General features: G+C 69.6%; 11 protein-coding genes. 6 read left to right on the forward strand and 5 right to left on the reverse strand.

The features are described from left to right. The first annotated feature begins 41 nt into the window (after positions 1–41). Positions 42–767, forward strand: coding sequence for a TetR/AcrR family transcriptional regulator (locus QF035_RS48270; protein ID WP_307528671.1), 726 nt, complete (start codon positions 42–44; stop codon positions 765–767). 30 nt (positions 768–797) lie between these two features. On the opposite strand, the gene QF035_RS48275 is transcribed toward QF035_RS48270, so the two are convergent. Continuing rightward, a complete protein-coding gene (locus QF035_RS48275) occupies positions 798–1,235 on the reverse strand; it encodes an ester cyclase (RefSeq protein WP_307528673.1) in 438 nt (145 codons plus the stop codon). Between the two features lie 161 nt (positions 1,236–1,396). Here QF035_RS48275 and QF035_RS48280 point away from each other — a divergent pair, with 161 nt between their 5' ends. Then, positions 1,397–1,933, forward strand: coding sequence for an AAA family ATPase (locus QF035_RS48280; protein ID WP_307528675.1), 537 nt, complete (start codon positions 1,397–1,399; stop codon positions 1,931–1,933). A gap of 23 nt (positions 1,934–1,956) precedes the next feature. Here QF035_RS48280 and QF035_RS48285 read toward each other — a convergent pair whose 3' ends face one another. Together QF035_RS48285 and QF035_RS48290 are read right to left on the reverse strand one after the other, a co-directional pair. Then, positions 1,957–2,388, reverse strand: coding sequence for an SRPBCC family protein (locus QF035_RS48285; protein ID WP_307528676.1), 432 nt, complete (start codon positions 2,386–2,388; stop codon positions 1,957–1,959). A gap of 48 nt (positions 2,389–2,436) precedes the next feature. Next, positions 2,437–3,450 carry an aldo/keto reductase gene (locus QF035_RS48290; RefSeq protein ID WP_307528678.1) on the reverse strand — a complete coding sequence of 338 codons (1,014 nt, stop codon included), beginning with the start codon at positions 3,448–3,450 and terminating at the stop codon, positions 2,437–2,439. 152 nt (positions 3,451–3,602) lie between these two features. Between QF035_RS48290 and QF035_RS48295 the strand changes: the two genes are divergently transcribed. The 4 genes from QF035_RS48295 (at position 3,603) to QF035_RS48310 (ending at position 11,845) form a co-directional block, all read left to right on the forward strand. Then, positions 3,603–4,502, forward strand: a complete 900-nt coding sequence (locus tag QF035_RS48295) for a LysR substrate-binding domain-containing protein (protein WP_307528682.1) — start codon at positions 3,603–3,605, stop codon at positions 4,500–4,502. Between the two features lie 264 nt (positions 4,503–4,766). Further along, positions 4,767–7,139, forward strand: coding sequence for a M4 family metallopeptidase (locus QF035_RS48300; RefSeq protein WP_373466845.1), 2,373 nt, complete (start codon positions 4,767–4,769; stop codon positions 7,137–7,139). A gap of 333 nt (positions 7,140–7,472) precedes the next feature. Next, a complete protein-coding gene (locus QF035_RS48305) occupies positions 7,473–8,369 on the forward strand; it encodes a S1 family peptidase (protein ID WP_307528685.1) in 897 nt (298 codons plus the stop codon). Between the two features lie 254 nt (positions 8,370–8,623). Next, positions 8,624–11,845 (forward strand): glycosyl hydrolase family 95 catalytic domain-containing protein, encoded by a 3,222-nt coding sequence (locus QF035_RS48310; RefSeq protein WP_307528687.1) that lies wholly within the window; start codon positions 8,624–8,626, stop codon positions 11,843–11,845. Positions 11,846–11,927: 82 nt separating this feature from the next. Here the strand turns inward: QF035_RS48310 and QF035_RS48315 are convergent, their stop codons facing one another. Both QF035_RS48315 and QF035_RS48320 read right to left on the reverse strand, forming a co-directional pair. Next, positions 11,928–13,346: an NADH-quinone oxidoreductase subunit N gene (locus tag QF035_RS48315; RefSeq protein WP_307528689.1), complete on the reverse strand. Its 1,419-nt coding sequence runs from the start codon at positions 13,344–13,346 to the stop codon at positions 11,928–11,930. Next, a complete protein-coding gene (locus QF035_RS48320; RefSeq protein WP_307528691.1) occupies positions 13,343–14,848 on the reverse strand; it encodes a complex I subunit 4 family protein in 1,506 nt (501 codons plus the stop codon). The genes QF035_RS48315 and QF035_RS48320 overlap by 4 nt, the downstream gene beginning before the upstream one ends. Positions 14,849–14,850: the final 2 nt, after the last annotated feature.

The raw sequence follows: 14,850 nt of genomic DNA on the forward strand, positions 1-14,850 counted from the left end.
GATCTTGTCAACGAGCGATTACTTGAGGGAAGAGGTCTCCGATGGCGACGAGAGCAACCGGCACATCGCCGGACGACGAGGCTGACGGACGCTCTGCCGAGCCGGCTGCCGGGCAGCGTCGGCGGCGGGACGCGGCAGCCACGCGGCAGGCGCTGCTCCAGGCCGCGCGAAGCCGGTTCATCCGCCTTGGGTACGAACGCACGACACTGCGCGACGTCGCCGCGGACGCGGAGGTCAACCTCGCCCTCATCAAGCGGTACTTCGGTTCCAAGGAGGGTCTCTTCAAGGCGTCGCTGGCGTCGGCGCCCCGGTTCCTCGGACGCGACGGCGACTTCCCCCAGGACCGGGCCACGCTCGCCGAGGCACTCAGCCTTCAACTGGCGGCCGGCGCCTGGCCGGACTTCGGCGAGCACCCCGTACTGATGCTGCTGCGCAACACCGGCGACGAGCAGGTGGACGAACTGCGCAGGCAGGCCCTGCAGGAGTTCAGCCGTCAAGTGCTCGAAGCCTCGGGTGCGCCGGTGCCGCACAACGACGACGAACACCCGGCGCACGACGGCGAACACTCGGCGCACAACGGCGAACGCCTGCCGTACAACCACGACGAACGCCTGCTGAGAGCGGAACTGCTGGTCGCACTCGGCGTCGGCGTCGCCGTCGTACGCTCCGCCGTGGGCCTGCAACCCTTGCGTGACGCGACATCGGACGAGCTCCTCGGTCCGCTCCGCGACGTCGTCGACGGCCTGCTCGCGCCCCGCACGGATTGATCCCGCCCTGACGTCGCTGGAGAGCCGGTGTCAGTGGTCGGCCGGCGCGGGCGAGATCTGCTGCATGAGGCTGATCATGTCCGGGGCGACCCACTCCTCGGCGATCTTGTCGCGTTCGATGCGGTAGAGCTCGACGCTCCGGAAGCTGACCTCTCGGCCCGTCGCCGGGATCCCTTGGAAGGTGCCCCGGTGCGTTCCACGGAAGTGGACCCGTACGGCCACCTTGTCGTCGGCGGCGAACATGTCCTCGACGCTGATCCGCAGGTCCGGGAAGGCCTCCCACATGGCCTGAGCCCCCAGCCGCCAGATCTCCGGACCGTGCAGCGGGTCGGGCACCCCGGGGACGTTGGCGATGAAGTTCTCCGTCAGCATCTCGACACACGCGTCCAGATCGCCGCGCTCCAGCGTCTTGTAGGCCGTGTGCAGCAGGGCCAGGTTCTTGTCGGTGGTGGTGTTGGTCTCGGCCATCTCGGTGTCCTTTCCAGGGGATCGCCCCGACGAGCGCGGTGATCACTCCGATCCGTATGGCTCTCAGTAGAAACCCTGCCGTTGCGTCAAGGTCAAGAAAGGCCCGAGGCTCAGCGAAAACGGCTTCGCGGAAGGCTGATCGACGCCGGTAGCATCCGCGCGTGCAACGCATCCTCGTCGCCGGCATCACCGGAGCCGGAAAAACCACCATGGCGCAAGCCCTGGCTGCCCGGCTCCAGTTGCCGTTCCACGAGATGGACTCGCTCGTGTTCACCGGCCCCGGCTGGGCGGTCGACCCCGACTTTCACCGACAGGTCGCGAAGATCGCAGCCACCCCCGCCTGGATCTTCGACTCCTTCGGCTACCCGGAGGTCCGCGACCTGCTGTGGACCAACGCCGACACCGTGATCTGGCTCGACTACCCCAGGGCCCTCGTCATGCCGCGCGTACTGCGCAGATCCCTGCGGCGGACCCTGCTGCGTGAACGGGTCTTCGGCGGCAACGTGGAGACGCTGTCCTCCTGGTTCAGCGGCGACCATCCCGCGTGGTCGTCCTGGACCCAGCACGCGGCCCGCCGCGCCGAGATCGACCGCCGCACGACCGACCCACGCTTCGCGCCCCTGAACGTCATCCACCTGCGTTCCCCGCGAGAGGCGACCGCGTGGCTGGGCGGTCGGCCTCACCCCACCGCCGACTGACACCTCCACGGCGGTGGTCGTGGCTATGCGGGATGGTTGTGACGGGCGAGCGTTTCGTTCAGTGCGGCGAGGCCGTCCGCGTAGATGCCGTGGAACAGAGTGATGGCTTCGTCGTCGCTGACGCCGTCCGGTGTGAAGGTGCCGGACCACTCCACGCGGGCCGTGCCCTGCCCGGGTATCTCGTGCACCGTGAGGGTGGAGAGGTAGCCGGTGACGGGGAAGGGCGCCTGGAGGATGGAGTAGCTGTAGGTGCGGGCCTTGTCGTCGAAGGCTTCGAGGCGCTCGACGATCACGCCTCCGTCCTCGTTGCGGAGACTGCGGACACGTCCGCCGTCGCTGAGTTCGCCGGCGGGGATGTACGGGAGCCAGTCGGGCAGTGAGTCGAAGCCGCCGATGAGCTGCCAGACGCGGTCGGGCGAGGCGGGGATGTCGAGGGATGCGGCGGTCCTGACCACGGGATCCTCCAGGGGCGTGCGGGGTGTGTATGGGTACGAGGTGACGGGTCAGGCCGCGGCGGGTACGGGAGCGTCCTGCGCTGTCAGCCGCTCCTCGCGCAGATCGGTCCAGAAGGCGGCCGGGATCGTCTCGCCGAGAGCGGCGACGTCCTCGGCGATGCGGCTGGGCTTGGTGGCCCCGGGGATCACGGCCGCCGTCGCCGGGTGGGCGAGGGAGAACTGCAGCGCGGCGGACTTGATGCCGACCCCGTGCCGCTCGGCGAGTGCCTTGATCCGCTCGACCTTGTCGATGATGTGCGCGGGCGCCTGCTGGTACTCGAAGTGCGTTCCTCCGGCGAGGATGCCCGAGCTGTAGGGGCCGCCGACCACGATGTCGACGTCCTGGGCGGCAGCGGCAGGCAGCAGCCGCTGCAGGGCCCGGTCGTGGTCGAGGAGGGTGTAGCGGCCCGCGAGGAGGAAGGCGTCGGGCTTCGGCTCGTCCAGGTCGAGGGTGAGCTCCAGGGGCTCCACGCGGTTCACGCCCAGGCCCCAGCCCTTGATGACGCCCTCCTCGCGCAGCTTCTGCAGGACGCGGAACGCGCCGGTGCGGGCGCTCTCGTAGGCGGCCAGCCACTCGTCCCCGTAGAAGTCCTGGGCGACGTCGTGCACCCACACGATGTCGAGGCGGTCCGTCCGCAGGCGCTTGAGGCTGTCCTCGATGGAGCGGAGGGTGGCGTCGGCCGTGTAGTCGTTGACCATCTTGTTCGGGCGGCCGTGTTCGAAGAGGCCGCCCTTCTCGCCGAGGTCGCGTACGGCCGGGTCCTCGATCTCGTCGAAGATGACGCGGCCGACCTTCGTGCTGAGGACGAACTCGTCGCGCGGGTGCTGCGCCAGTACTTCGCCGAGCCGGATCTCGGAGAGGCCGGCGCCGTAGAAGGGCGCGGTGTCGAAGTAGCGGATGCCCTGGTCCCAGGCGGCTTCGACGGTGGCCGCGGCCTCCTCGTCAGGGATGGCGCGGAACATGTTGCCGAGCGGTGCGGTGCCGAAGCCGAGGGCGCCGGGCAGGAGGGGCTTGATGCTCATGGGGGGATCCTTGCGATAGCGAGGGTGATACCGGTTGATGCGGATTCGTCACTGAATATGCGATCCGTCGACTTTGCGTGTTCGAGGTTAGGATCCATGGATGAGACTGTCCAAGACTTGCTTGGACGTACTTGAGTCCTCCGAGGTCCTACATGCTTGACCTGCGTCAACTCCGCTACTTCGTCGCCGTCGCCGAGGCCGAACACGTCGGCCGTGCCGCCGAGCAGCTGCACATCTCCCAGTCGCCTCTCAGCAGGCAGATCGCCCAGCTGGAGAAGAACCTGGGCCTGACCCTTTTCGAACGCAGCCAACAGCGCATCCGGCTCACCTCCGACGGCCGCGTCTTCCTGACCGAGGCGCACGCCCTGCTCCGCCACGCGGACCGGCTGGAGAACCTCGGCCGGCGGCTCGGCCGTGGCGAGGAGGGCGGCCTGTGCATCGGCTACGTGGCCGACGCCATGCACACCGGCATCCTGCCCACCGCCCTGCGCACACTGCGCGATCAACGCCCGGGCATTCACGTCGCGCTGTACGACCAGGAGTCGGCCGAGCAGTTCGAGGGCCTGCGTCAGCGCAGCCTGGACATCGCTCTGGTGCGCACGCCGCCTCCCGAGGACGACCCGGACCTGCGTACGGTCCCGTTGCTGCGGGATCCCTTGCTGCTCGCGCTGCCCGCGGAGCATCGCCTCGCGGGGCAGGAGGAGTTGACCCCCGAGGACCTCGACGGGCAGCCGTGGATCGCGGTGGGCGACTCACACGACCCGGCCTGGCGCGACACGTTCGTCGCGTCGTGCGTGGCCTCCGGCTTCACGCCGGACATCCGTCTCGACGCGGCCGATCCACTCACCGCACTGGGCCTGGTCGCTTCCGGTCTCGGTCTCGCGCTCATCCAGAAGAGCATGATGCGCGGCACGACCGACGGCGTCGCGGTACGCGAACTGCCCTGGCACGGAGGGTCTGTTCAACTGTGGGCGGCCTGGCACCGGGTCGATCTCCGCCCCGTGGTGGCCTCGTTCCGCGAAACGGTCCTCGCGGGCCGGGGGGCCGCCTGAGCGAGGGCGTACGTACGGGGTGACTCGGAGCGTGGCCGGTTCATCCCCCGCTCTGTGCAACTCGGTGACTGATGTGGCCGAGGAGTCACCTGTGGAGCAATTGTTTACGTCGTGTAAAGGCGCATGTCGACCTCGCCCCATGCCCGTTCGGACGTGAACGGCAAGACCTCATTCCGGACAACTGTCTGTTCGGGCCATGACACTGACGACCTTTCAGTGTGAAGATCTTCACGCCGCGCGGCACTCATCGCACGTTCTCCCCGGATGGCCGACACCGCCATCCGGTCTTCCCACACGGCTGCCATCGAGCGGCCGGAAGGAGCAGGAGTGCCGAGATCCTTACGCCCCCGCAGGCCCCGACTGTCTCGTAGTCCCCGGCGCGCCACAGGAGGTGCGCTGGTCGTCGTGACCGCCCTCATCGCCGCCGCGGCCGCACCGGCGACCGGAGCGTCCGCCCAGCCGAGCCAGGTCCCGGTGGCCCAGGCCCGGATCGCCGCGGAGCCCAGGGCGGGCGCGGCTCCCGTCCCGCTGACCCCCTCCCAGCGTGCCGGCCTTCTGAAGTCCGCGGCGAATTCCGCCAAAGTCACCGCCGGCGCCCTGAAGCTGGACGCCAAGGAGAAGTTGCTGCCGAAGGACGTCATCAAGGACGCCGACGGCACCGTCCACACCCGCTACGAGCGCACCTTCGCCGGACTGCCCGTCCTCGGCGGTGACTTGGTGGTCCATCAGCGCGCCACCGGCCGGACCGTCACCAGGGCGACCGACGCCCCGGTGTCCGTATCGACGACCGACGCCACGGTCGCCGCCTCGACGGCGAAGAAGTCGGCGCTCGCCGCCGCCAAGGCCGACGGCACCGGGCAGGTGAAGGCGGACGGAACACCGCGACTGGTCGTGTGGGCGGCCGACGGCGCGCCCGCCCTCGCCTGGGAGTCAGTGGTCACCGGCGTCGAGGACGACGGCTCTCCGCGCGAGGTGCATGTCGTCACCGACGCGAAGAGCGGCAAGAAGCTGCGGGAGTTCGAGACCGTCCACCCCGGTGTGGGCAAAGGCCAGTTCAGCGGTGAGGTCGACCTCGGCAGCACACGTAACGGAGACGTCTTCGAACTGACCGACACACAGCGCGGCGGTCACAAGACGTACGACCTGGGCGGCGCCACGAGTGGCACCGGCACGCTCTTCACGGGCGCCGACGACATCTGGGGCGACGGCGACCCCGCCAACCGCGAGACCGCCGCCGCGGACGCCGCGTACGGCGCGCAGAAGACCTGGGACTTCTACCACGACCAGTTCGGCCGCAACGGCATAGCCAACGACGGTGTCGGCGCGTCCTCCCGGGTCCACTACGGGAACAACGTTGTCAACGCCTACTGGGACGACGACTGCTTCTGCATGCTCTACGGAGACGGCAAGGACAACGCGAACCCGCTGACCGCGCTCGACGTCGCCGCCCATGAGATGACCCACGGCGTCACCAGCGCCACGGCGGACCTTTACTACTACAACGGCGAGTCCGGCGGTCTGAACGAGGGCAGCAGCGACATCATGGCCGCCGCCGTGGAGTTCTTCACGAACAACCCGAACGACGTGCCCGACTACGAGGTCGGCGAGCGGATCGACATCAACGGCGACGGCACACCGCTGCGTTACATGGACCAGCCCTCCAAGGACGGCCTGTCCCAGGACTTCTGGTCGACCGAGACCGAAGGGCTCGACCCGCACTTCTCCTCCGGCGTGGCGAACCACTTCTTCTACCTCCTCGCCGAGGGCAGCGGACAGAAGACCGTCAACGGCGTCGGCTACGACAGCCCGACCCACGACGGCGAGCCGGTCCCCGGCCTGGGCCTGCACAACGCCACGAACGTCTGGTACCGGGCGCTGACCACGTACATGACGTCCACCACCGACTACGCGGGCGCCCGCGTCGCGACCCTCCAGGCCGCCGCCGACCTGTTCGGCCGGTCCAGCGAGGCGTACGAGGCCGTCGGCAACACCTGGGCGGCGGTGAACGTCGGCCCGCGCTTCGTCAACCACGTCGCGCTGACGGCGCCCGCCGACCAGGAATCGGCGACCGGCCAGCCCGCCACGCTGAGGATCACGGCGGACACCAGCCGTCCGGGCGGCCTCACCTACGAGGCCACCGGCCTGCCCGACGGCCTGGCCATCGACCACGAGACCGGTCTGATCTCCGGAATCCCGGCAGAAACGGGGGAGTTCACCCCGACCGTTACGGTGAGCGCCGCGGACGGATCCGGAGCCGAGGCGGGCTTCGCCTGGAACGTCATCGCCTCCGGCGGCGACTTCTTCGTCAACCCGGGCAATGTGCGGATCCCCGACGCGGGCGATCCGGTCGAGTCCCCGCTCATCGTGACCGGCCGCACCGGCAACGCACCGAGCACCCTCCAGGTCTCGGTGGACATCGTCCACACCTACCGCGGCGACCTGGTGATCGATCTGGTCGGCCCCGGCGGCACGACGTACCGGCTGAAGGACGTCTCCGACGACGACGGCGACGATGTACACACGACGTACGCCGTCGACGCCTCCGCCGAACCGGCCGACGGCACCTGGAAGCTCCGCGTCCAGGACCGCTACTCGGTCGACACGGGTTACATCGACAGCTGGAAGCTGGCCTTCTGATCCACGCTCCCGGGTCTGTGGTGCCGGCGGGCACCGCAGACCCGGGGACGGGTGTGGCGGCGCGCGGGCCTTACGGCCGGAGACGGCCTACCCCCGTCGGGCGCCGCCGGGGACAATGAGGCGTTGGCCGGCTTCCACCGGGCCTCGTCGGTCACACCGTGGCCGCGAGCCATCACGTGTCCCCGATGGGATGTCGGGGGCACGGACGCGCCCTTCGTAGCCGCGCACGCACCGGTATCACGGCACCAGCATCACGGCACGGAAGCACGGCACGCCCGGCGACCGGTCGGGCGGGCTTGTACCTGACCGACCGTCTTCGGGGAGATTCGGGTGATGAGAGCACGCGGTACCACCATCAGACGTTCCCGGCTCGCCGCCTCGGTGTTGAGCCTGCTCGTCGTGGCCGCCCTGGCGGTGTCCGGCACCAACGCGACCGCGGCGCCCACGGCCGCCGCCACACCGTCCGCCGCCTCGCTGTCCGGCGCGGCATCGGCCGTCGAATCCCTGGGGATCGCCGGGACGAGCTGGGCCGTGGACGAGCGGACCGGGAAGCTGCGGGTGCTCGCCGACTCCACGGTCGGGGAAGCGGACTTGGCCGCTGTCCGTCGGACCGCCGGCGGTTTCGCCGGTGCCACGACCGTGGAACGGGTCGATGGCCGGCTGCGCACCCTCCTGTCGGGCGGTGACGCCATCTACACCTCCAGCTGGCGCTGCTCGGTGGGGGTCAACGTGCAGAGCGGCTCCACCTACTACTTCGTCACCGCGGGCCACTGCACCGACGGCCTGCCCACCTGGTACACCAGTTCCGGCCTCACCACGATGGTCGGCCCCACCACCGGCACGAGCTTCCCCGGCAACGACTTCGGCGTCGTCCGGTACTCCAACCCGGCCGTGCCGCACCCCGGCACCATCGGAACCGTCGACGTCACAGGAACCGCGACCGCCTACGTCGGCCAGAGCGTCTGTCGTCGGGGATCGACCACCGGTGTCCGCTGCGGCAGGGTCACCGCGCTCAACGCGACCGTCAACTACGGGAGCGGAGACGTCGTCTACGGGCTGATCCAGACCAACATCTGCGCCGAGCCCGGTGACAGCGGCGGTCCGCTCTACGCGGGCGACAAGGTCATCGGCATTCTCTCCGGCGGCTCAGGCAACTGCACCTCGGGAGGGACCACCTACTACCAGCCGATCCAGGAAGTGCTGAGCGCCTACGGCCTGTCCGTCTACTGACGAGGCGCCGGACGCGCTTCGCAGCACCCACCGGGGCAGCCACCGGAGCAGGTGGAGAGCCAGGTATGTCAAACGGCCTTGGGCGGGCGGAAGACCAGCCCAAGGCCGTTTCTCCATGACCGCTTCGTCAACTGCTGCACACCTCTAGACATCCGATCTATTCCCCGGCGACGATGATCGCGCCCTCGACAGGTGTCGATGCGGCTGCGACCTCCTCTGCGATAGAGCCGATGAATGGGCCGGGAGACCTCACCGTGATCAATGAATCCCAACCGCAGCGACGAAGCGTCCTCAAGTTCGGCGGAGCCTTCGCCCTTGCGCCCCTGATCACTCAGATGACCGGCGGAACCCCCGCGGGACAGGCCGTCGCCGCGGGGACCGGCGCGCCGGCTGGTGTCCAGTGGCCGACCCTGTCGCGCAAGGCGCTGAAGTACTCCGTACCCGCCCTGGACTGGCAGTCGCAGGCCCTGCCGATCGGCAACGGCCGACTCGGCGCCATGCTCTTCGCCGATCCCTACGAGGAGCACATCCAGTTCAACGAACAGAGCCTGTGGGGCGGGGTCAACAACTACGACAACGCGCTCGCCGGCAAGCCGGACAGCGACTTCGACACCGGCATGACCGGCTTCGGCTCGTACCGGAACTTCGGCGACGTCGTCGTCACCTTCGCTCCCCGTGCGAGACCGAAGATCACGGCCCCGGGCGGACCGTACAGCAGCTCCTCGTCGGAGGGTGTCGACAAGTCGTACGACGGTGAGTCGAGCACCAAGTGGTGCATCGATGGGCCCGGTTCGAAGGTGCAGTGGCAGGTCGAGCTCCCCGAACCCGTCGAGGTCGCGTCCTACCGTCTGACGAGTGCCAACGACGTGCCGGAGCGCGATCCGCAGGAGTGGAAGCTCTCCGGTTCCGCCGACGGCACCACCTGGACCACGGTGGACAGCCGCACGCTGGAGGCGCCCTTCGAGAGCCGCTTCCAGACGAAGGAGTTCACCTGTGCCGACACCGCGGCCTACCGCTTCTACCGGTTCGACTTCGTCCCCAAGTCAGGCGTCAGCCACTTCCAGTTGAGCGAGATCGGCCTGTCCGGCGTCGACCTCGGCGGGAGCGGCTCGATCTATCTGTCGTCACCGAGCGGGCACTCCAAGGGTGCCGGTTCCGGTTCCAGTTCCGGGGCCAAGTCCCGTGGCACGGACATCTCCAGATCGGTGGACGGCGATCCGGCCACGGTCTGGCGGGTCGACGCCGACGCGCCGACGGTCGTATGGCAGGCCGAACTGCCCCGCGCGGTCGCCGTCACCTCGTACGCGCTGACGGCCGCCCCGGACCGTCCGCGGGACGACCCCCGGCGCTGGGTACTGGAGGCGTCGCAGGACGGGCGTGCCTGGACGACCCTCGACACGCAGAACCCCGGAGCACCGTTCGCCGACCGAGGGAAGACCCGGACCTTCCGGATCGCCAACACCACGGCCTACCGCGCGTATCGGCTCACTCTGACCCCCGGTGCGTCCTCCAACGGCTTCCAGATCGCGGAGATCGCGCTGGAGGGCGTGGGCTTCGACACGCGTACGCAGCGGTCGGTCGTCGACTACCAGCGCAGCCTCGACTTCGTGGACGGTGTCCACGTCACCCGTTTCGGCGCGCCGGGACGGCGCGTCCTGCGCGAGGCCTTCGCCAGCCGGTCCGCGGACGTCATGGTCTTCCGGTACACGTCCGACGAAGCCCGGGAACTCTCCGGAGCGATCTCGCTGACGTCCGGACAGGACGAGGCCCCGACGACCGTCGACGCCGGCGCCGGGCGGATCGCCTTCAGCGGTGTCATGGGCAACGGACTCAAGCACACATGCACCGTCCGGGCCGTGCACACCGACGGCGACCTCAGCGCCGACGGGTCGGTGCTCCGGTTCAGCGGCTGTACGACCCTGACCCTGTTCCTCGACGCCCGCACCGACTACAAGCTCGACGCCGCCGCCGGGTGGCGCGGGGCCGATCCGGCACCGGTCGTCGCCAGGACGCTCGCCAAGGCGACCTCCCGGTCCTACAAGAAGCTGCGCGACGAGCACACCGCCGAGACACGCGCCCTCATGAACCGGGTCTCGGTCGCCTGGGGTATCTCCGGCGACGCCGTCGTCGCCCTGCCGACCGACGCCCGGCTCGCGCGTTACGCGGCGGGCGGCGAGGACCCGACACTCGAGCAGGCCATGTTCGACTACGGCCGCTACCTGCTGATCAGCTCCTCCCGCCCGAACGGCCTGCCCGCCAACCTCCAGGGCCTCTGGAACGACAGCAACCAGCCGGCGTGGGCCTCGGACTACCACACCAACATCAACATCCAGATGAACTACTGGGGAGCCGAGACGACGAACCTCCCCGAGAGCCATGAGGCGCTCGTCCGGTTCATCGAGCAGGTGGCGGTGCCCAGCCGCGTGGCGACGCGCAACGCCTTCGGCAAGGACACGCGTGGCTGGACCGCTCGCACCAGCCAGAGCATCTTCGGCGGCAACTCGTGGGAGTGGAACACCGTCGCGAGTGCCTGGTACGCCCAACACCTGTACGAGCACTGGGCGTTCACCCAGGACCTGGGCTACCTCCGTACCGTCGCCCACCCGATGATCAAGGAGATCTGCGAGTTCTGGGAGGACCATCTCAAGGAGCGCGAGGACGGACTCCTCGTCGCACCGAACGGCTGGTCCCCCGAGCACGGGCCGCGCGAGGACGGCGTCATGTACGACCAGCAGATCATCTGGGACCTGTTCCAGAACTACCTGGACTGCGAGGCGGCGCTGAAGGCGGACCCCGCCTACCGGGCCAAGGTCACGGACATGCAAGCACGCCTCGCGCCGAACAAGATCGGCAAGTGGGGTCAACTCCAGGAGTGGCAGGAGGACTTGGACGACCCCACCGACATCCACCGCCACACTTCGCATCTCTTCGCGGTCTATCCGGGCCGCCAGATCACGCCGAAGACACCGGAGCTCGCGGCCGCCGCCCTCGTCTCGCTCAAGGCCCGTTGCGGCGAGAAGGAAGGCGTCCCGTTCACGGCCGGGACGGTGTCGGGCGACAGCCGCCGCTCGTGGACCTGGCCCTGGCGGGCGGCCCTCTTCGCGCGTCTCGGTGACGGGCACCGCGCCCAGATCATGCTGCGCGGACTGCTGACCTACAACACGTTGCCCAACATGTTCGGCAACCACCCGCCCTTCCAGATGGACGGCAACTTCGGCATCACGGGCGCCGTGGCGGAGATGCTCCTGCAGAGCCACGACGACGTCATCCACCTGCTGCCCGCCCTGCCGGACGGCTGGAAGGCCAAGGGGTCCTTCACCGGGCTCCGCGCCCGCGGCGGCTACGAGATCGACTGCGAGTGGCGGAACGGGAAGGTCACGTCCTACCGAATCGTGGCCGACCGGGCGCGGAACCGGGGGAACGTCACCGTGCGGGTGAACGGCGTCGACAAGAAGGTGACGCCCGTCAAGCCCTGACGAGGGCACCGGACCGCTGCCGCGGCGGCCAGGCCGACGGCGGGCGGCGGACGACCGTCCGCCGTCCGCCGCCCGCCGTCGGTCACGGGCTCATCGGCCCGGCCAGCGCGTCGAGGACCGGTCCTCCCGCCAGACCGAGTCCGACGGAGATGACCGTGGCCGCGTACGCGACGACGCGTGCCGTGCGGTCCCCCTCGGCGGGACCAGGCGAATCGCCGCGGGAGACCGCGGGCACGATCCAGCGCAGGTAATAGAAGAGGGACGCCACGGTGTTGACGGCGGCGAGGACGGCGAGCCACGCGTAGCCACCGTCGAACACGGCACTGAACGCCTGGAGCTTGCCGAGGAAGACCGCGGTGGGCGGGGTCCCGACGAGGCCCAGCAGACAGACGACCAGGCTCGCCGCCAGGAGCGGGCGGTCCTTCGCGAGCCCCCGGTAGTCGTCCAGCGTGTGGGCCCGGGGGAGGGCGCAGACGACCGCGAACGCCCCGAGGTTGGTGACCGTGTAGGCCGCGAGGTAGTACAGGAACGCCTGCTGTGCGAGATCCGAGCGGTCCACCACGGCCACCGGCAGGAGCAGGTAACCGACCTGACTGATCGTCGAGTAGGCGAGCAGCCGCTTCACGTCCTGCTGGAAGAACGCGCCGAGGTTGCCCAGCGTCATCGACACGGCGGCGAGTACGGCGATCAGTGCCGACCACGGCAGCGGGCTGCCCGCGAAGACCGCGCCACCGACACGGAAGAGCGCGGCGAGCGCCCCGATCTTGGGCAGCGTGGTGAGCAGCGCGGCGACCGGCGCACTGCTGCCCTGCACGGCGTCCGGCACCCAGAAGTGCGCCGGCACGCCACCCGCCTTGAACAGCACACCCGCCAGCAGCCCGATCGCGCCGACGGCGACCAGCGGCTCCGGGGCGTCGCGCAGCGCGTCACCCAGCATCGGATACAAGGTCGCGCGCCCGGCCGCGTAGAGGACGGTGACACCGGCCAGCAGGAGTACGCCAAGCAGGGCGCCGACCACGTAGTACTTGAGGGCGGCCTCGGTTCCCGGCCCGTCCTTGCGGAACCCGGCGAGCGTGTACGCGGGGATGCTGGCCAGGAGATAGGCGGCGGCGAACAGCAGCAGGTCCTGGGTCCCGGCCATCATCAGGGCGCCCAGGGCGGCGAGTTGCACCAGGACGTAGAACTCGCTCTCCCGGGGATCGCCTCGCAGGGGGCGGAAGGAGACACCGAGGACGAGGAGCGTGCCGCCGAGCACGACGATCCGGGACGCGGCGGTCACGGGATCGACGGCGAAGGCCTCGCCGAAAGCCGTCGTGGCTGGCTCGGCGGCGGCCACCGACGCCGCGACGATCCCCGCCACGCACGCGACGACCGCCAGTAGTCCGACGGCCCACTGCCGGGCGCGCGGCAGCCAGGAGCCGAGCAGCAACCCCAGTACGGCCGAGGCCGCCAGCAGCACTTCGGGCAGCAGGTCGAGCGGGTTCTCGTTCATCTCGGTCATCGGGCGAGCAACTCCAGGACCGAGCGGGAGGCCGGCTCGACGACATCCAGCAGGAAGCGCGGTGCCAGGCCGAGGACGACGGCCAAGGCGAGCAGCGGAACGACGGCGAGGCTCTCGTGCCCCCGCATGTCGGGGAAGGCTCGCGGTGTGCCGGGCGCGTCGGGCAGCCGCAACGGCCCCGTGAACACCTGGCGCAGCGCCCGCAGGAACAGCCCGGCCGTGAGGAGGATGCCGAGCACGGAGAGAGCTGTGGCCAGCGGCTGTGGCCCGAGACTGCCCGTGAAGATCTGGAACTCGGCGATGAAGCCGGAGAAGCCCGGAAGCCCGAGCGAGGCGAAGGCCGCGACGCCCGTCATGGCGGCGAACGCGGGCGCCACGGCGGCGAGTCCGGAGTAGGCGCCCATGTCGTAGGTGCGTCCGCGTTCGTGGAGCACCCCCGCGAGGAGGAACAGCGCGCCGGTCAGCAGCCCGTGGCTCACCATCTGGGTCACGGCTCCGGTGACGGCGAGGGAGCGCGCCTGCTCGGAGCTGTCCGCCGTCGCGGCGGCCGCGCCGAGGGCCAGCACGATGTATCCCATGTGGTTCACGGAGGTGTACGCGACCATCCGCTTGAAGTCGGTCTCCGCGAGCGCGACCAGCGCCCCGTGGAGGACCGAGACCACACCGATGACGACCAGCACGAGGGCGTACCGCCGCCAGGCCTCGGGGAGGATCGGCATGGCGATGCGTACGAATCCGTACGTGCCCATCTTCAGAAGCACCCCGGCCAGGATCGCCGAACCGGCCGCGGGCGCCTCGACATGGGCCGGCGGCAGCCAGGTGTGGAACGGCACGGTCGGGGTCTTCACCGCCAGACCGACCACGACGGCCAGCAGCACCAGGGCCCCGTAGACGGACCGCCCGGCGAGCGGGTTCTGCTCGGTCAGCTCGACGATGTCGAAGGTGTGCGGCGACGCGGCGAGGTACAGGCCGATGAAGCCGAGCAGCAGGGCGAGCGACCCGATGAACGTGTAGAGGAAGAACTTCAGCGCGGCACGGGCGGCCTGCCGGTGGCCCCAACCGGCGATGACGAAGTACATCGCCACGATGGACAGGTCGAAGAAGACGAAGAAGAGGATCAGGTCGAGGGCGACGAAGAGCCCGAGGCAGGTCGTCTGGAGGAAGAGGAACAGCGCCGCGAACTCACGGATCCGGCGGTTCTCGCGCAGCGAGTAGAGGGCGCAGGCGAGGAACAGCAGACAAGTCAGGGCGAGAAGCGGCAGCGACAGGCCGTCGACGCCGACGTGGTAACTGACCCCCGCGCCCGGAATCCAGCGGGCGCGTTCCTCGAACTGCATCCCCCCGCCCGGCTCGTACCCTGCCCACACCACGATGACCAGGGCCAGTTCGACGGCGGACGCCGTCACCCAGACCGAGCGGAACACGGCCGGTGCCGTACGGCGGGGCAGCGCGAACAACAGCAGCGCGACGGCCGTGGGCGCGAAGACGAGGGCGGTCAGCAAGC

It is taken from the genome of Streptomyces umbrinus (genome assembly GCF_030817415.1).
GTDB classification, from domain to species: Bacteria; Actinomycetota; Actinomycetes; order Streptomycetales; family Streptomycetaceae; genus Streptomyces; species Streptomyces umbrinus_A.